Genomic DNA, 17635 nt, shown 5'->3' with positions numbered 1-17635 from the left:
CTTCGGAGGAAAAACGGGATGTCTCGCTCTCGGAAGACGTGTAGCTTCTCACGGTCGCGAATTGCTTATATCGGCGCGCGGAGCGCCGACAGGAAACAGATTGCCCAGCCGGAAAAAGATCGCAGCGTGAATCACCAGTCGCAAATCCTGTCGTTGCGGGACGCCGCCAGCCTGATCAACTCGGGTGGCGACCTGAGCACCGTGCTGCGCGATCTGGTCTTGGCCGCCTGCCGGCACGCCAAATGGACCATGGGCTCAATCATGAGCATCGATGCGCCGCATGGCCATGCCTATGTCATCGTGCGCCATGACCCGACCTTGATCCAGCGCCCACTGCCCGACCGCTGGGAACTCGCCACCAGCCCGTCGATCATTGCGCTGCAGCGCAACGAGCCGGTCTACATCAGGGATGCCCGGGTTTCGGAGGAGTTTTCCGGTTATCGCAAGGAAGCGTTCGAACGCGACTACCGCAGCGTCCTGGTGATGCCGATGAGTTGCGTCGACGAGGCGGGGCGGCCGATGGTGCTCAGCGTCGTCTCCCGCGAGATCATGGAAGTCACCCCCGATGACCTCGCCTTTATCGGCATGATTGTCCATCTCGGCGAAATCGCGGTCGAAAAACAGCATAAGCTGCGTGAGGAAAAGCGAGCGGCCGAACGGCTGCAGAAAGCCTTGCAGGCCCATACGTCGCTGCTGCAGCAGGCGTTGGCGGAAAGCTCGGTGCCATCGCTTGCCGGCAAGATCGCAGCGCTTGTCCCCAACCCTGTCGTCGTGGTCGATTTCACCGCCAACCTGATCGTTGCCAGCCGCACGCCGAGCGAGAAGCATTTCGACGATGAGGCCTGGCAACTTGCCGCCAACACCAGCCTGCACCGGCAGATCATGAAGGCGGCGCGGTCGGCGGTGGATCGGCCGCAGAACGAGGCCCACACCTTCTTCCTCGACGACGGCACGCGGCGTCTGCGTCTCACCGCCAGGATCGAGCCGCTGAGCGTCGATGCGGAAGCAGTCGGTGCGCTGGTCATTTTCACCATGCAGGAGCCGTTCAGCCAGTTGGACCTGCTCTTGCTCGACAGCGCCAAATTCGCGCTCAGCGTCCAGATGATGCGCAGCTTCATCCGTTTCCGATTCGAAACGCGAACACTGACCGAACTGTTCATGGAGGTTGTCGAGCACCGTTGGCACGACGCCGCCGATGTGATGCAGCGGGCGCAACGGCTTGCCATCGGCCTGGCGTCGCCTCAGCAGATGATCGTCATCGACCTGCCTGAGGCAGCAAAAGGCAGCGCGGGACGTTCCGTAGATCCTCATCATACAGTGATCCGGCTGCTGCAGCAGAATTCGGTCGCAGCCGGCATCATCGTGGTCGACAACGGCCTCGTCTGCCTGATCCCGGCGGAACTGGGCGAGGACAAGGAGCGTGTCGCCAAGCTGCTGCGCAAGATCGCCGAGGAACTGGGGCGCTATTTCGGCCAGGAGCCGTTCGTCGTTCTCTCCGGTCTCTGCTCGAAACTTGCGGACTATCCCGCTGCCTGGGAGCGCTGCCTGCGCATGATCCGCATCGGCCGTTCGTTCGGCCGCACCGGCGTGTTTGCCAGCCAGGATTTCGGTCCGCTGCCAATGCTGGTCGCGGCCGCCGATGTCGAGGACGTGCGCGGTTTCGTGCAGGACAGTATCGGCGCCATCGCCGACCATGATCGCCAGCACGGCACACCCTATATGGAAACGCTGTTTTCATACCTGCGCGAAGGGTGCCGCAGCCAGGCTTGCGCCGACGCCATGGGCCTTCATGTGACCACCTTGCGCTACCGCCTGGCGCGCATCCAGGAACTGTTCGGCGTCGATCTCGATACGCCGGAGCGGCGCTTTGCCTTCGAGCTCGCCATCCGTTTGCGCGAGGTCATCGACAACAGCGCCTCATCAGAAAAATAGCATCATTTTTGGCACCTGCCGCGCAGCCGCTTCCGGACTGGAAAAACGGCCCTGTCGTTTGCGTTGCTGGCCTCCATCTTTGCTAGCAAACACAGCAGCGGCATCGCCGTCCGTTCCTATCAACAGGAGGAAGAACGGCTCGAAACCAGCGGCTAACGTCTCATGCGATCCGAAGAGGAAACACGAGGCGAGATGCTCACGACCCCGCAGCCGACGATTGATCCGATCGCCCTCAGAAGGGCCTTCGGAACCTTCGTGACCGGCGTCACGGTGATCACCACCCGCGACAGCGACGGCACGCCGCGCGGCATGACGGCGAACTCCTTCACGTCCGTGTCGCTCGATCCTCCGCTGCTTCTCGTCTGTGTAGGCAAGGTAGCCGCCAGCTATGCAGCGTTCAACGCGTCCGACTCTTTCGCGGTCAACCTCTTGCATGAGGGACAAACCGACGTCTCGGCGGTTTTCGCCTCGAAGGCGCATGACAAGTTCAGTGCCGTCAGCCATGACCGCGTCCACACCGGTGCGCCCATCCTCAACGGATGCCTGACCTGGTTCGACTGCACCGTGCACAATCGCGTGGATGCCGGCGATCATGTCGTGCTCATAGGTGCTGTGCAGGCCTTCGGCACCAGCCCGTCGGCGCCGCTCGGCTTTTGCCGGGGCCGCTATGCCTCGGTGAAGGATCCGCTGCCGCCGGGCTGGCTTGCGTCCCACTCCATGATCGTTGGCTATCTCATCGAAGCGGATGGAAACATCCTGTTGCGTTCTGATGGCAAGGGCGGCTGGGTGCTGCCGAGCGCCAAGAGCCGCAAGGCGGAAAACGAGCTCAAGCTTGAGGGCGGCGATGCGCTGACGCTGCTGCCGGACGAGACATTCCTCTATTCGGTGTTCGACGTTGCCGACAGCGACCCGGGCTACCTCATCTATCGCGCCCGCCTGTCGGGTGCATCCGCTGCCTTCACCGTGCCAGCGGGGTTCAAGTTCTTCCCGCTGGCCGACCTTCCCTACGACGACATTCCAGCCCGCGAGATCCAGGCGCTGCTGCGCCGCTACAGCCGCGAGCGGCACGACGACCGCTTCAGCATCTACATGGATTCGGGCGATGGCGGCCGTCTCGCCCGCATTGATGGCGGCTCGCAGCCATGGACGCAAAGCCCGCAGGACACTGAGCAGGAAAAGCCATGAAGACATCCGTCAAATCGCTTGAGAATTCACGCCAGCAGCTTTTCATCGGCGGTGGTTTCGTCGCCCCGAAAGCCGGCCAATACATTCCGAGCTACGATCCGACGACCGCCAAGCCGTGGTATGAACTGGCCGAGGCCGACGCCTCCGATGTCGATACCGCTGTGGCCTCCGCGCGCGCTGCCTTTGCCAATCCGGCATGGCGCAGGATGACCCAGACCGACCGCGGCAAGCTTGTTTACCGCCTGGCGCAGCTTGTGCTCGAACATGCCGACGAACTGGCGCTGATCGAGACGCGCGACAATGGCAAGCTCCTCAAGGAGATGCGGGCGCAGATGCGCGCCATGCCGGACTCCTACAGCTATTTCGCGGGGATGGCCGACAAGCTGCTGGGCGACACGATACCCGTCAACAAGCTCGACATGCTCAATTTCAATATGCGCGAACCGCTCGGCGTCGTCGGCATGATCACGCCATGGAATTCGCCGCTGATGCTGCTCACCGGCACGCTGGCGCCTTGCCTTGCAATCGGCAACACCGTCGTCATCAAGCCGTCCGAGCACGCCACCGCCTCGACGCTGGCGCTCGCCGAACTGATCATGGAAGCCGGCTTTCCCTCAGGCGTCGTCAACGTCGTGACCGGCACCGGCGCCAGTGCCGGCGACGCGCTGACGCGTCATCCCGGCATCGCCAAGATCGTCTTCACCGGCAGCACGGCCACCGGCCGGCGCATCGCCACCAACGCGGCCGCCAATCTGGTTTCGTGCCAGATGGAGCTTGGCGGGAAATCGCCCCATGTCGTCTTTGCCGATGTCGACATGGACCATGCCGTCAACGGCGTCGTCTCAGGCATATTCGCCGCCGCCGGCCAGAGCTGCGTTGCCGGATCGCGCTGCTTCGTCGAGGCCAGTGTCTATGACCGGTTCGTCGATGCACTGGTCGAGCGCGCCAAACGCGTGAGGGTCGGCCACCCCCTGAATGACGATACCGACATGGGACCGCTGGCGCTTTCGGCACAGCTTGCCAAGGTCGAGAGCTATGTCGCTTCGGGCGTTTATCAGGGGGCGAGGATCGCGGCCGGTGGCCGCAGGCCTCAATCCGCCGAACTCGCGGAAGGCTGGTATTTCGAGCCGACCGTCATGGTCGATGCCGGCAACGACATGGACTTCATGCAGGAAGAGATTTTCGGGCCGGTCGTCGGCGTCATCCCTTTCTCGTCGGAAGAGGAGATGACCGCGCTCGCCAATGACACGCGCTACGGTTTGTCGTCCGGCATCTGGACCAAGGACATCGACCGCGCGCTGCGCTTTGCCCGCAACGTCGATGCCGGAACCGTCTGGATCAACACCTATCGCGCCTCGTCCTTCATGTCGGCCAATGGCGGCTTCAAGGAGAGCGGCTATGGACGCCGCGGCGGGCTCGACGTGATGGAGGAGTTCTCGCGGTTGAAGAACATCATGATCGACTATTCCGGGGCCATGCAGGATCCGTTCGTCATTCGTCTGCACTGAGCGCTGTCCAAAACCGACCCCAAATCCTGCGGGAGTAGAGAATGAAATTTGCAGTTTCGCTGACCATGGAGCGCTTCTCGCCCGACATGCCGATGTCGAAGGTGAAGAGCAATCTGCTCGAGCTGGCGCAGATGGCCGACGAGGGCGGTTTCGAGACGCTGTGGACGGCAGAGCACCATACGATCGAATGCACCATCTCGCCCAATCCGTTGATGACGCTGACCTGGCTCGCGCAGCACACGCAGCAGATCCGGCTTGGCACCTCGACGCTGGTGGCGCCCTATTGGAGCCCGATCCGGCTGGCCGGCGAAGCGGCGCTCTGCGATCACCTGACCGGCGGCCGGCTGGAGTTCGGCATTGCCCGCGGCTCCTACCAGTATGAGTTCGACCGTATGGCCGGCGGCATGCCGCAGCAGGAGGGCGTCGCCTATCTGAAGGAACTTGTGCCGGCGGTGAAGAGGCTGTGGGCCGAAGACTATGCGCATGACGGCCAGTTCTGGAAATTTCCGCTTGCTGCCGGCGTGCCCAAGCCGCTGCAGACGCCGCATCCGCCGATCTGGGTCGCGGCGCGCGACCCCGGCACTTTTGAATGGGCCGTCGGCACCGGCGCCAACATCCTATCGACGCCGCTGTCGGCGCCCGCCGCCGAGATTGCGGTGCTTGGCGAAAAATTCCGCAAGGCGGTTGCCGACCATCCGGAAGTGCCGCGCCCGCGCCTGATGATGCAGCGCCGCACCTGCATCTACGACAGGCCGGAGGACTGGGAAGTCGCGGTGCGTCACGCCATCGACTATGGGCGCGCCTTCGAAAACCTGTTCCAGAATATCGGCACGGTGAAGAACGGCTTCCCCGAAACCGTTCCCTACGAAAGCGTCAAGGGCAAGGACAATTACAATCCCGAAAGCATCCGCAAGAACCTGATGTTCGGCACGCCCGACGAGATCATCGAGAAGCTTGAGGACTACGAGGCCGCCGGCGTCGACCAGTACTGCCTGGGGCTGACCTTCAACCTGCCATTCGAGCTGCAGAAGAAGACCATCAGGCTGTTCGTCGACGAGGTCATGCCGCACTTCGCGGCACGCAATCGCGCCAAAGCCATCGCGGTGGGACACTGATGGCAATGACGGCCGGCACCTTTGTCCATGGCGATGTCGCGCTCAACTACCGTGTCGACGGCAACGGGCCGCGGAAGCTTGTCTGCATCCATGGCGTCGGCTCCTATCTGGAAGCCTGGGGCGGCGTCGTCGCCCGCCTGCCGGATGAGTTCACGGTGCTGACGTCCGATCTGCGTGGCCACGGCCGCTCGGCCCGCATCAAGGGCCGCTACGAGATCGACGATTTCGTCGGCGATATTCTGGCGCTCGCCAATCATGCTGGCTTTGCGCGCTTTCATCTCGCCGGCTTTTCGCTCGGTGGCCTGATCGCGCAGCGCCTGGCGCTGACGCATCCGGACCGGATCGACCGGCTGGTGCTTTTGTCGACAGTCGCTGGCCGCTTGCCGGAAGAACGACAGGCGGTTCTGGGGCGTCTCGCCGCTTTGACCGCCAGCCAGCCGAGCACGCATCATGCCGCCTCGCTGTCGCGCTGGGTCACCGAGGATTTTCAGGACCGCAATCCGGATGTGATTGCCGAGCTGCGCCGGCGCGACGCCGAAAACGATCCGGCATGCTATGCCGCCGCCTATCGGGTGCTGGCCGAGACCGATTTTGGCGGCATTCTCGACCAGATCAGGGCGCCGACGCTGATCGTCACCGGGGAGGATGATCAGGGATCCAATCCGCGCATGGCGCGCCATATGCATGAGCAGATACGCGGCTCGCGGCTGGAAATCCTGCCGGGCTTGCGCCATTCGATCCTGGTCGAGGCGCCCGAACTGGTCGCCGGCCTGATGGCGGATTTTCTGGCCAACCACTCACAGCGGGCGGAGACACCCGATCATGGATAGCGAGCTGCAAAAGGCCGGCGAGGCGGTCCGTCGTAAAGTTCTTGGCGACGACTATGTCGATCGGGCCATCGGCAATGCCGACGATTTCTCGCGGCCGTTCCAGGACATCCTCAACGAGTATTGCTGGGGCACATGCTGGACCGACGGAGCTCTCGACCTCAAGCAGCGCAGCCTGCTCAATCTCGGCATGCTTGCCGCCTTGGGGCGGATGCATGAATTCGGCGTGCATTTCCATGGTGCGATGCGCAACGGTCTCACCGACGACGAATTGCGGGCGGCGCTGATCCAGATCGCGGTCTATTGCGGCATTCCCGTTGGTGTCGAAGCCTTCCGGGTCGCACGTGCGGTGCGCGACGAAACAAAGGCCGACACGCGATGATACCGGTTTCGAAAGCCGGTGTCGGCTTACCATCGTTCCGAGCAATCGGCGCGACAAACCTCCTCTGCCTCGCCGGAAGACGGCGACAGCGGTCTCATCTCTAAATTAGCAACAACAACAAGGGGAACGGAACACATGAAAACATATCTGAAGCTGACGACGCTGGCGGCCTCGCTGGCCTTGACGCTTGCTGCCCTGCCGGCACAAGCCGGCGCGGTGCTCGACCGTGTGCTGGCGGCCGGCACGCTCAAGGTGGCGACCGATGCCAACTGGGCGCCGCAATCCTTCGTCAATTCCAACAACGAGCTGGACGGCTTCGATGTCGACGTCGCCAAGGAGATCGGCAAGCGCATCGGCGTCAAGGTCGAGTTCGTGACGCCGGGCTGGGACATCATCACCGCCGGCAACTGGGTCGGCCGCTGGGACATGCATGTCGGCTCGATGACGCCGACCAAGAAGCGGGCCGAGATTTTCGATTTCCCGGCGGTCTATTACTACACCCCCGCCGCCGTTGCCGTTCACAAAGACAGCAAGGCTACGTCGCTCAGCGATCTGGACGGCAAGGTCGTCGGCGCGACGACGACATCGACCTTCGAAGCCTATGCCAAGAAGGATCTGACGCTCGACGCCGCCGGCGCGCCGCCCTTCGAATACAAGCTCAACCCCAAGGAAGTGCACTCCTACGAGAGCTCCACCACCGCCTTTGACGACCTGCGGATCGGGGACGGCGTGCGGCTTGACGCCGTCGTGTCGTCGCAGCCCAGCATCGTCGATGCGGTGAAGGCCGGCTATCCGATCAAGCAGATCGGCGAACCGGTGTTCTACGAGCCGCTAGCTGTCGCCATCGAACATGGCGACCCGGAATTCTCGGCCAAGATCGCCGATGCGGTCAAAGCGATGAAGGCCGATGGCACGCTCGGCACGCTCTCCAAGAAATGGTACGGGGTCGACTATTCCATCGTGAGATAGTCTCGACTTTCGCTGGTGGCCCGCTCTAGGCGGGCTGCCGACCATTCGAGGGGGACAGGCTATGCTCTATCCGGATACCGTCGAAGCCGAGATTCTTGTGCACAAACCATGGTTTGTGGCGACGATGTTCGGCGCTGTCTTTGCGATCTTCCTCGCCTTCAACCTGACGTCGACGAGCTTCGGCGAATTGATGCGCCCGGTCATCGGCGAACCGTCGCAGAGCGGCCTCTATGGCCGGTTTGCCATCGCCTTCGTGATCGCGCTTCTGTTCGTCCTCAATGTCGTCCTGATCGGCTTCGCCTCGCTGCGTGTCCAGATCGCCATCGTCTGGTTCGAGCTGCTGCTGCTCTTCCTGGCCTTCTTCGCGACCTTTCACCTAAGCCTGCCCTTCATCTGGGAAAAGCTGCCATTCCTGATTTCCCAGGGCGTGGTGACCACGCTCTACGTCTCGGCAATCTCCATCGTCATTGCGTCTCTCATCGCCATACTGGGCGCCGTCGCCAAGCTCTCCACCAATGGCTTCGCCTATGCGATCGCCAGCTTCTACACCTCGTTCTTTCGCGGCTTGCCGCTGTTGATGCAGGTCTATCTGATCTATCTCGGCCTGCCGCAGCTGGGTTTCGTCGTTGGCGCCGTTCCGGCCGGCATCCTGGCGCTGTCGCTGTGCTATGGCGCCTACATGACCGAGATTTTCCGGTCCGGCATCCAAAGCATCGACCGTGGCCAGTGGGAGGCGTCGCGCTCGATGGGCTTCGGCTTCTCGTTGACCATGCGCCGCATCATCCTGCCGCAGGCGCTGCCCGTCATCATTCCGCCGACTGGCAATCAGTTCATCTCCATGCTCAAGGACAGTTCGCTGGTGTCGGTCATCGGCGTCTGGGAGCTGATGTTCCTTGCCCGCACTCTCGGCCAGAAGACCTTCCAGCATATGGAGATGCTGATCTCGGCCTCCGCCATCTACTGGATGCTGTCGATCTGCCTCGAACTGATCCAGTCCCGCATCGAACGACACTACGCCAGGAGCAAGGTGCGATGAGCGCTGAAGCCATCATTGAAGCCAAGGCTGTTTCCAAATGGTACGGCCAGTTCCACGCACTGAAGGACATCAATCTGACGGTCCACAAGGGCGAGCGCATCGTCATCTGCGGGCCGTCCGGTTCGGGCAAGTCAACGCTGATCCGCTGCTTCAACCGCCTCGAAGCGCACCAGGAAGGCGACATCACCGTGAACGGCATCGAGCTTCATCCGAAGATGAAGAACGTCGCCGACGTGCGCAGCAATGTCGGCATGGTCTTTCAGCACTTCAACCTGTTTCCGCACATGACCGTGCTGATGAACTGCATGGCCGGACCGATGTGGGTCAAAGGCGTTTCCGCGGCCGAAGCGCGCAAGACCGCGCTTCGGTTCCTGGAGCGCGTGCGCATCCCTGAACAGGCAAACAAATTCCCGGTCCAGCTGTCGGGCGGCCAGCAGCAGCGCGTCGCGATCGCACGCAGCCTGTGCATGCAGCCAGCGGTGATGCTGTTCGACGAGCCGACCTCGGCGCTCGATCCCGAAATGGTGTCGGAAGTTCTCGACACCATGACCGGGCTTGCGCGCGACGGCATGACGATGGTCTGCGTCACTCATGAGATGGGCTTTGCCCGCGCGGTCGCCGACCGTATGATCTTCATGGACGCCGGGCAGATTGTCGAAGAGGGTAAACCAGACAGCTTCTTCGGCAATCCCCAACATGCACGGACCAAGCTGTTTCTCAGCCAGATTTTGAAACACTGACCAAGCTACATCGCTTGGTGTTGCCAGCGATGTAACCGAGCGACGGAGCGCGAATAGGGTGGTTTGATCCAACTGACCCGCCATGCCGCATTGCACAATTTTTCCACTTGAGCAGAATGCCGGGCATGGTCCGATCTTCCCTAGCCGTCCTGGTGATCGACGAAAACCGTATCCGCGCCGCGATCATCGAGGCCGGTTTGCGCGAGGCCGGCCATGAGCGGGTCACCGTCGTCCACGACGTGACTGGCATTGCGCGGCGCATCGCCGAGATCGAGCCCGACGTCATCGTCATCGATCTCGAAAACCCGAACCGAGACATGCTGGAAAACATGTTCCAGCTGTCGCGTGCGGTGAAGCGGCCGATCGCCATGTTCGTCGACCGTTCGGACCAGGCCTCGATCGAGGCGGCGGTCGATGCCGGCGTTTCGGCCTATGTCGTCGACGGTCTCAGACAGGAGCGCGTCAAGCCGATCCTCGACATGGCGGTCAGCCGCTTCAACGCTTTCTCGCGCATGGCGCGCGAGCTGGAAGAGGTTCGAGGCGAGCTCGAGAACCGCAAGGTGATCGACCGCGCCAAGGGCATATTGATGAAGTCGCGCGGCCTGACGGAAGAGGCCGCCTACACGCTGCTGCGCAAGACGGCGATGAACCAGAACCGCAAGATCAGCGACATTGCCCACAGCCTGGTGACCGCCGCCGGGTTGCTCGGGCCGTCGGAGGACGAATGAGCATGGACGCCGAGCACCAGATCACCGCCGGCTTTATGCCGCTGTTCGACAGTGCCGTGCTGGTTGCGGCCGGCGAGCTTGGCTTCGCTACACGCGAAGGCATAGATCTCACGCTGCACCGCGAGACCTCCTGGGCCAACATCCGCGACCGCATCGCCATCGGCCACTTCCATCTCGCGCATATGCTGGGACCGATGCCGCTCGCCTGCAATCTCGGGCTGACGCCGCTCGCCTCGGAAACCATCGTGCCGTTCTCGCTCGGGCTCGGCGGCAATTGCGTCACCATCTCCAACGCGGTCTGGGCCGGAATGGTGGCGCATGGCGCAGCGCCTGATCTCGATCCGGCGCGCGCTGGTACCGCCCTTCGCGCGTTCATTCGCGAGCGCGCTGGGGCTGGCCACGATCCGCTGCGCTTTGCCGTGGTGCACCCGCATTCGGGGCATAACTACGAACTGCGCTACTGGCTCGCCGGGTGCGGCATCGATCCGGAGCGCGAGATCGAGATCGTCATCGTGCCGCCGCCCTTCATGGCCGACGCGCTGGCCGCAGGGCGGATCGACGGCTACTGCGTCGGCGAGCCCTGGAACAGCGCCTCTGTCGCTGCCGGCACCGGCCATATCGTCACCGTCAAGGCGCTGCTGTGGCGCAATAGCCCGGAGAAGGTGATCGGTGTACGCAAAGCCTGGGCCGAGCAGTCCCCCGAGGCGCTGGCGGCCCTCTTGCGCGCGCTGCATCACTCGGCGCGCTGGTGCCAGGATCCGGCAAACCACGCCGAATTGGCTGGTGTGATGGCTCAAGCTGGCTTCCTCGGTCTGCCGCCCGCTGTCCAGATGCCGATCCTGACCGGCCATCTCCAATTGGGCGGCGGCGCCGAGCTGGATGTCGACGACTTCTTCCTGCCCTTCGACAAGGCGGCAAATTTTCCGTGGAAGAGCCACGCGCTATGGTTCTACACGCAAATGGTGCGCTGGGGGCATGTGGCGCACACGCCGGAAAACCTCGCTATTGCCCGCGACTGCTACCGTCCCGACCTCTACCGCTCGGCGCTGAAGCCGCTTGGCGTCGCACTTCCCGGTGCCAATGCGAAGGTCGAGGGCGCGCTGAAGATCGCCACAGCTGTCGGTGCGACCGGGGCAGGCCTGGTGCTCGGGCCGGACGGCTTCTTCGACGGCCAGATCTTCGACCCCGATGAGATCGATGCCTATATCGCCAGTCAGAAATCAGGCCTGATCCGAGCCTGATCATTTTCGCGCCATTCTTGTGCATTGCACAAAAAATGTGCGTGCGATTGCTCTAATGAACAATCTTTGACCTGCTCGCCATATTGTCTGGCGTGTCGGCCATTGGCGCATATTGCTGATTCTACTGACTCTTTGCGTTTTACCCTAAACTGGCACGGTTCCTGCTTTGAAATAATCAGGCCCTTCGCGGGTCATGGAACAGGCGTCCAATGGCGGGCGCCACAGGCAAAGCTGCCGCTCAGGTCAAAACGCGATCCCGGATGTACGGACGCGCGAGACCTGAACGGCGGCTTTTTTGTTTTGGGCCAATCGATGGCGCCCTCACGTTCAACCGGAGATCACGATGAAAGAAATGATAGGGAAATGGATCGGGACGGGAACATCGCTCAAGGATGTGACGCGTCGCGATTTTCTTGTCAGCAGTGCCATGACCGCAGGCCTGTTCATAGCGGCTCGCAAGCTCTTCCCCTCGGGCGCCTATGCCGCCACGGCCGCTCCGGAAGTCACCGGCGCCAAGCTCGGCTTCATCGCCCTGACCGATGCCGCACCGCTGATGATCGCCAAGGAGAAGGGGCTGTTCGCCAAATACGGCATGCCCGATGTCGAGGTGCTCAAGCAGGCTTCCTGGGGCGCGACGCGTGACAATCTGATGCTCGGCGGCGCGGCCAACGGCATTGACGGTGCCCACATCCTGACGCCGCTGCCTTACCTGATGCACTCCGGCAAGGTGACGCAAAACAACCAGCCGATGCCAATGGCGATCGTGGCGCGGTTGAACTACGACTGCCAGGGCATTTCGGTGGCGCAGGAATATGCCGGCACCGGTGTCGGCCTCGATGCCTCCAAGCTGAAGGACGCCTTCGCCGCCAAGAAAGCGGCCGGCAAGGAGATCAAGGCCGCCATGACTTTTCCGGGCGGCACCCACGATTTGTGGTTACGCTACTGGCTCGCCGCCGGCGGCATCGATCCCGACAAGGACGTCTCGACCATCGTCGTGCCGCCGCCGCAGATGGTGGCCAACATGAAGGTCGGCAACATGGATGTCTTCTGTGTCGGCGAGCCATGGAACGAGCAGCTCGTCCATCAGGGCGTTGGTTTCACTGCCGCCACCACCGGCGAACTGTGGAAGGGCCATCCCGAAAAGGCGCTCGGCCTGCGCGCCGAATTCATCGACAAATACCCGAACGCCACCAAGGCGATCGTGATGGCCGTCATGGAAGCGCAGCAATGGTGCGAAGCCATGGAGAACAAGGACGAGATGGCCGCCATCATCGGCAAGCGGCAATGGATGAACGTGCCTGTCGCCGACATCATCGGCCGCCTCAAGGGCGACATCAACTACGGCAACGGCCGCGTCGCCTCCGGCACCGACCTCTACATGAAATTCTGGAAGGGTGGCGTCTCCTATCCCTACAAGAGCCACGACAGCTGGTTCCTCGCTGAAAACGTCCGTTGGGGAAAATTCGCGCCGACCACCGACATCAAGGCGCTGGTCGATCAGGTCAACCGCGAGGACATTTGGCGCGAGGCCGCCAAGGACCTCGGCGTCGCAGCGACCGATATCCCGGCATCGTCGTCGCGCGGCGTCGAGACCTTCTTCGACGGCAAGGTCTTCGATCCAGCCAATCCGTCCGCCTATCTCGACAGCCTGAAAATCAAGGCGTCGGCCTAGGCCGGCGCAAACGGTGCCAAGACGCCGTTTGTCGCCCGCACAACGGCGCCTTCGCGCCGTTGTCGCTCTCAACTCCGACTCCGACGCAAGCGGCGTCGGCCGCTTGTCACCAGAGATACCCAAGGAGCTTCCCCAGACATGTCGATCCAGACTATCGAGGACACCAAGGTGAAGGCATTTCCAACGCCCGCCAAGCCGGCCGCGGTGATTGCTTTCACCGCCAAGGCGCGGCGCCGCTTCGACCCGATCGCGATCGCCGGCAGTCTGGCCACCGCCCTGGTGCCGCCGGTCATCGTCATCGCCTTCATGCTGGTCGTCTGGCAGATCGCCTGCTCGTCGCCGACCGCCAGCCTGCCGCCGCCGAGCCAGGTCTGGAACGAGGCCTATGATCTGATCGCCCATCCGTTCTTCAACAATGGCCCGCAGGATATCGGCCTTGCCTGGCGGGTGCTGATTTCGCTGCAGCGCGTCGCCATCGGCTTTGGCCTGGCGGCGATCGTCGGTGTTGCACTCGGCGCGCTGGTCGGACAGTCGATCTGGGCGATGCGTGGCCTCGATCCGGTGTTCCAGATCCTGCGCACCGTGCCGCCGCTGGCCTGGCTGCCGCTGTCGCTGGCGGCTTTCCGCGATTCCAGCCCATCAGCACTGTTCGTTATCTTCATCACTTCGATCTGGCCGATCATCATCAACACCGCCGTCGGTGTGCGCAACATCCCGCAGGATTATCGCAACGTCGCCCGCATCCTGCGGCTCAACCAGTTCGAATTCTTCGTCAAGATCATGGTGCCGGCCGCCGCGCCCTACATTTTCACCGGCCTCAGAATCGGCATCGGCCTGTCCTGGCTCGCCATCGTCGCTGCCGAAATGCTGACCGGCGGTGTCGGCATCGGCTTCTTCATCTGGGACGCCTGGAACTCGTCGCGGCTGCCCGACATCATCGTCGCGCTCGCCTATATCGGGGTCACCGGCTTCTGCCTCGACCGCCTGGTGGCGGCGGTCGGCGCCTTCGTCACCCGCGGCACAACGGCAAAGTGAGGAGAGGGTGATGACCGCCTATCTGAAACTCGACCATATCGACAAATCCTTTACCCGCGGCAGTCAGGTCAGCGAAGTGCTGAAGGACATCAGGCTGACCATCGACAAGGGTGAATTCGTCTCGATCATCGGTCATTCCGGCTGCGGCAAGTCGACCTTGCTCAACCTGATCGCCGGGCTGACCAGGGTCTCCGCCGGTGCCGTGCTGCTCGAAAACAAGGAGGTCGACAGCCCTGGACCCGAACGCGCCGTGGTGTTCCAGAACCATTCGCTGCTGCCATGGCTGACCGTCTACGAGAACATCAGCCTGGCGGTGTCGAAAGTCTTTGGCCGTACGAAGAGCAGAGCCGAACGGCATGACTGGATCATGCGCAATCTCGACCTCGTGCAGATGGCGCATGCCAGGGACAAGCGGCCGGCCGAAATATCGGGCGGCATGAAGCAGCGCGTCGGCATTGCCCGCGCGCTCGCCATGCAACCGAAGATCCTGCTGCTCGACGAACCGTTCGGCGCGCTCGACGCGCTGACCCGCGCCCATCTGCAGGACGCGGTGATGGACATCCATTCCAGGCTTGGCTCGACGACGATCATGATCACCCATGATGTCGACGAGGCGGTGCTGTTGTCCGACCGCATCGTCATGATGACCAACGGTCCGGCGGCGACCATCGGCGAGGTGCTTGCGGTACCGCTGGCGCGGCCACGCCGTCGCGTCGAACTCTCGTCCGACCGCACCTTCCTGCGCTGCCGCGAGGCGGTGCTGAAGTTCCTCTACGAACGCCACCGCTTCGTCGAAGCCGCGGAGTAGCATCATGAGCGAAAAACTCGTCATCATCGGCAACGGCATGGCCCCCGGGCGCATGCTGGAGCACCTCTTCGAGCAGGCGCCCGGGCGCTACCAGGTCACCATCTTCAACGCCGAGCCTAGGGTGAACTACGACCGCATCATGCTGTCGCCGGTGCTGTCCGGCGAAAAGGCCTATGAGGAAATCATCATCCACGGCGACGGCTGGTACATCGCCAACAACATCACCCTCTACAAGGGTCACAAGATCGTTGCCATCGATCGGACGGCCAAGACCGTTACGTCCGATCACGGCGTCATCGAGCCTTACGACAAGCTTGTCATCGCCACCGGCTCGGTGCCGTTCATCATTCCGGTGCCTGGCCATGACCTGCCGGGCGTGCTCACCTATCGCGATCTCGACGATGTGCAGGCGATGATGCTTGCCGCCCAGTCGCGGGCCAAGGCCGTGGTCATCGGCGGCGGCCTGCTCGGGCTGGAGGCAGCGGCCGGGCTGAATGCGCAAGGCATGGACGTCACGGTGCTGCATGTCATGCCGACATTGATGGAGCGTCAGCTCGATCCGGCCGCCGGCTATCTCCTGCAGCGCGCGGTGGAACAGCGCGGCATCAAGGTCATCACCAAGGCCAACACAAAGGCGATCACCGGCAACGGCAAGGTCGGGCAGGTAGAGCTCGCCGACGGCACCGTCATCCCGGCTACGCTGGTGGTCATGGCGGTGGGCATCAGGCCGAATTCGGCATTGGCGAAGGAGGCAGGCATCGCGGTCAATCGTGGCATCGTGGTTGACGCCGGCATGCGCAGCAACGATCCCGATATTTACGCCCTCGGCGAATGCGCCGAGGTCAACGGACAGGTCTATGGCCTGGTCGCGCCGCTCTACGAGATGGCGCGCGTTGCCGCGAGCCAACTGGCCGGAAACGAGGCGGCGGCGTTCGTCCATATGGACACGCCGACCAAGCTCAAGGTCACCGGCATCGATTTGTTCTCGCTCGGCGACTTCGCCGAGGGCGAGGATCGTCAGGAGATCGTGCTGCGCGACGCCGCCGCCGGCGTCTACAAGCGGCTTGTGCTCAAGGACGACCGCATCATCGGCACCGTGCTCTACGGCGAGACAGCGGATGGGGCCTGGTTCAACGACCTCAAGAAAAAGCAGACCGACATATCCGAAATGCGCGACACGCTTATCTTCGGCCAGTCCTACCAGGGGGGTGCCCCGCTGGACCCTATGGCGGCCGTTGCAGCCTTGCCGGATGATGCGGAAATCTGCGGCTGCAACGGCGTCTGCAAGGGCAAGATCACAGGTGCGATCACGGCCAAGGGACTGGCCTCACTCGACGATGTGCGCGCTCACACCAAGGCGTCCGCCTCCTGTGGTTCCTGCACCGGGCTGGTCGAGAAGCTGATGGTGCTGACCATCGGCGACAAATACAATCCGGCCGCCGTACAGCCGATGTGCGGCTGCACCACGCTTGGCCATGACGAGGTGCGCCGGCTGATCATCGCCAAGAGCCTGAAGACCATTCCGGCCGTCATGCAGGAGCTGGAATGGACGACCTCCTGCGGCTGCGCCAAATGCCGGCCGGCGCTCAACTACTACCTCGTCTGTGACTGGCCGGATGACTATGCCGACGACTACCAGTCACGCTTCATCAACGAGCGCGTCCACGCCAACATCCAGAAGGACGGCACCTATTCGGTGGTGCCGCGCATGTGGGGTGGCGTCACCAACGCCGCGGAACTGCGCGCCATCGCCGACGTCGTCGACAAGTTCGAAGTACCGATGGTCAAGGTCACCGGCGGACAGCGCATCGACATGCTGGGCATCCGCAAGGAAGACCTGCCGGCGGTGTGGGCCGATCTCGGCCAGGCCGGCTTCGTCTCCGGTCATGCCTACGCCAAGGGCCTGCGCACGGTGAAGACTTGCGTCGGTTCGGACTGGTGCCGTTTCGGCACGCAGGATTCGACTGGCTTGGGCATCCGTATCGAGAAATTCATGTGGGGCTCGTGGACCCCGGCCAAGGTCAAGATGGCGGTGTCGGGCTGCCCTAGGAATTGCGCCGAGGCGACCTGCAAGGATGTCGGCGTCATCTGCGTCGATAGTGGCTACGAGATCCACTTCGCCGGCGCCGCCGGGCTCGACATCAAGGGTACCGAAGTACTCGGCATGGTCAAGACCGAGGACGAGGCGCTGGAGCATATCGTGGCACTGACGCAGATGTACCGCGAGCAGGGCCGCTATCTCGAGCGCATCTACAAATGGGCCAAGCGCATCGGCATCCCCGAGATCAAGCGCCAGATCATGGACGATGCCGAGAAGCGCCAAGCCTATTACGAGCGCTTCGTTTTTTCCCAGAAATTCGCCCAGGTCGACCCATGGTCGGAACGCGTGTCCGGCAAGGACAAGCACGAGTTCAGGCCGATGGCTTCGGTCGGGTTTGCGCAGGCGGCGGAGTGATG

General features: G+C 62.8%; 15 protein-coding genes. All 15 read left to right on the top strand.

The window, feature by feature from the left end:
• Positions 1 to 126 precede the first annotated feature (126 nt).
• A complete protein-coding gene (locus tag H0241_RS22460; RefSeq protein WP_181060034.1) occupies positions 127 to 1932 on the top strand; it encodes a helix-turn-helix domain-containing protein in 1806 nt (601 codons plus the stop codon).
• 192 nt (positions 1933 to 2124) lie between these two features.
• A complete protein-coding gene (locus H0241_RS22455) occupies positions 2125 to 3117 on the top strand; it encodes a flavin reductase (protein WP_181060033.1) in 993 nt (330 codons plus the stop codon).
• The gene (locus H0241_RS22450; protein WP_181060032.1) at positions 3114 to 4625 is read left to right on the top strand and encodes an aldehyde dehydrogenase; all 1512 of its coding nucleotides are present in this window, start codon (positions 3114 to 3116) and stop codon (positions 4623 to 4625) included. The genes H0241_RS22455 and H0241_RS22450 overlap by 4 nt, the downstream gene beginning before the upstream one ends.
• 41 nt (positions 4626 to 4666) lie before the next feature.
• The gene (locus tag H0241_RS22445; RefSeq protein WP_181060031.1) at positions 4667 to 5740 is read left to right on the top strand and encodes an LLM class flavin-dependent oxidoreductase; all 1074 of its coding nucleotides are present in this window, start codon (positions 4667 to 4669) and stop codon (positions 5738 to 5740) included.
• Positions 5740 to 6570: an alpha/beta fold hydrolase gene (locus H0241_RS22440; protein WP_181060030.1), complete on the top strand. Its 831-nt coding sequence runs from the start codon at positions 5740 to 5742 to the stop codon at positions 6568 to 6570. The genes H0241_RS22445 and H0241_RS22440 overlap by 1 nt, the downstream gene beginning before the upstream one ends.
• Positions 6563 to 6949, top strand: a complete 387-nt coding sequence (locus H0241_RS22435) for a carboxymuconolactone decarboxylase family protein (RefSeq protein ID WP_181060029.1) — start codon at positions 6563 to 6565, stop codon at positions 6947 to 6949. Before H0241_RS22440 ends, H0241_RS22435 begins: the two co-directional genes overlap by 8 nt.
• Before the next feature lie 135 nt (positions 6950 to 7084).
• Entirely contained in the window at positions 7085 to 7918 is an 834-nt protein-coding gene (locus H0241_RS22430; RefSeq protein ID WP_181060028.1) for a transporter substrate-binding domain-containing protein, read from the top strand.
• Between the two features lie 61 nt (positions 7919 to 7979).
• Complete coding sequence (locus H0241_RS22425; protein ID WP_181060027.1) at positions 7980 to 8954, top strand: amino acid ABC transporter permease; 975 nt, start codon at positions 7980 to 7982, stop codon at positions 8952 to 8954.
• Positions 8951 to 9694 (top strand): amino acid ABC transporter ATP-binding protein, encoded by a 744-nt coding sequence (locus tag H0241_RS22420; RefSeq protein ID WP_181060026.1) that lies wholly within the window; start codon positions 8951 to 8953, stop codon positions 9692 to 9694. The genes H0241_RS22425 and H0241_RS22420 overlap by 4 nt, the downstream gene beginning before the upstream one ends.
• A 125-nt stretch (positions 9695 to 9819) precedes the next feature.
• Positions 9820 to 10422 (top strand): ANTAR domain-containing response regulator, encoded by a 603-nt coding sequence (locus tag H0241_RS22415; protein ID WP_181060025.1) that lies wholly within the window; start codon positions 9820 to 9822, stop codon positions 10420 to 10422.
• A 2-nt stretch (positions 10423 to 10424) separates the two neighbouring features.
• Positions 10425 to 11663, top strand: a complete 1239-nt coding sequence (locus H0241_RS22410) for a CmpA/NrtA family ABC transporter substrate-binding protein (protein WP_181060145.1) — start codon at positions 10425 to 10427, stop codon at positions 11661 to 11663.
• Positions 11664 to 12006: 343 nt separating this feature from the next.
• Positions 12007 to 13335 (top strand): CmpA/NrtA family ABC transporter substrate-binding protein, encoded by a 1329-nt coding sequence (locus tag H0241_RS22405; RefSeq protein ID WP_181060024.1) that lies wholly within the window; start codon positions 12007 to 12009, stop codon positions 13333 to 13335.
• A gap of 138 nt (positions 13336 to 13473) precedes the next feature.
• Positions 13474 to 14370 carry a nitrate ABC transporter permease gene (gene ntrB / locus H0241_RS22400; protein ID WP_181060023.1) on the top strand — a complete coding sequence of 299 codons (897 nt, stop codon included), beginning with the start codon at positions 13474 to 13476 and terminating at the stop codon, positions 14368 to 14370.
• A gap of 10 nt (positions 14371 to 14380) precedes the next feature.
• Positions 14381 to 15178 carry an ABC transporter ATP-binding protein gene (locus H0241_RS22395; RefSeq protein WP_181060022.1) on the top strand — a complete coding sequence of 266 codons (798 nt, stop codon included), beginning with the start codon at positions 14381 to 14383 and terminating at the stop codon, positions 15176 to 15178.
• Positions 15179 to 15182: 4 nt separating this feature from the next.
• Positions 15183 to 17633, top strand: a complete 2451-nt coding sequence (gene nirB / locus H0241_RS22390) for a nitrite reductase large subunit NirB (RefSeq protein WP_181060021.1) — start codon at positions 15183 to 15185, stop codon at positions 17631 to 17633.
• Positions 17634 to 17635: the final 2 nt, after the last annotated feature.

It is taken from the genome of Mesorhizobium neociceri, from assembly GCF_013520985.1.
Classification (GTDB): domain Bacteria; phylum Pseudomonadota; class Alphaproteobacteria; order Rhizobiales; family Rhizobiaceae; genus Mesorhizobium; species Mesorhizobium neociceri.
This window is presented reverse-complemented; position numbering and strand designations above follow the sequence as displayed.

Coding starts and splice junctions, on each gene's coding strand:
- H0241_RS22430 (WP_181060028.1), top strand. CDS start 7,085: ATGAAAACATATCTGAAGCTGACGACGCTGGCGGCCTCGCTGGCCTTG.
- H0241_RS22445 (WP_181060031.1), top strand. CDS start 4,667: ATGAAATTTGCAGTTTCGCTGACCATGGAGCGCTTCTCGCCCGACATG.
- ntrB (WP_181060023.1), top strand. CDS start 13,474: ATGTCGATCCAGACTATCGAGGACACCAAGGTGAAGGCATTTCCAACG.
- nirB (WP_181060021.1), top strand. CDS start 15,183: ATGAGCGAAAAACTCGTCATCATCGGCAACGGCATGGCCCCCGGGCGC.
- H0241_RS22410 (WP_181060145.1), top strand. CDS start 10,425: ATGGACGCCGAGCACCAGATCACCGCCGGCTTTATGCCGCTGTTCGAC.
- H0241_RS22425 (WP_181060027.1), top strand. CDS start 7,980: ATGCTCTATCCGGATACCGTCGAAGCCGAGATTCTTGTGCACAAACCA.
- H0241_RS22405 (WP_181060024.1), top strand. CDS start 12,007: ATGAAAGAAATGATAGGGAAATGGATCGGGACGGGAACATCGCTCAAG.
- H0241_RS22455 (WP_181060033.1), top strand. CDS start 2,125: ATGCTCACGACCCCGCAGCCGACGATTGATCCGATCGCCCTCAGAAGG.
- H0241_RS22435 (WP_181060029.1), top strand. CDS start 6,563: ATGGATAGCGAGCTGCAAAAGGCCGGCGAGGCGGTCCGTCGTAAAGTT.
- H0241_RS22440 (WP_181060030.1), top strand. CDS start 5,740: ATGGCAATGACGGCCGGCACCTTTGTCCATGGCGATGTCGCGCTCAAC.
- H0241_RS22450 (WP_181060032.1), top strand. CDS start 3,114: ATGAAGACATCCGTCAAATCGCTTGAGAATTCACGCCAGCAGCTTTTC.
- H0241_RS22420 (WP_181060026.1), top strand. CDS start 8,951: ATGAGCGCTGAAGCCATCATTGAAGCCAAGGCTGTTTCCAAATGGTAC.
- H0241_RS22415 (WP_181060025.1), top strand. CDS start 9,820: ATGGTCCGATCTTCCCTAGCCGTCCTGGTGATCGACGAAAACCGTATC.
- H0241_RS22395 (WP_181060022.1), top strand. CDS start 14,381: ATGACCGCCTATCTGAAACTCGACCATATCGACAAATCCTTTACCCGC.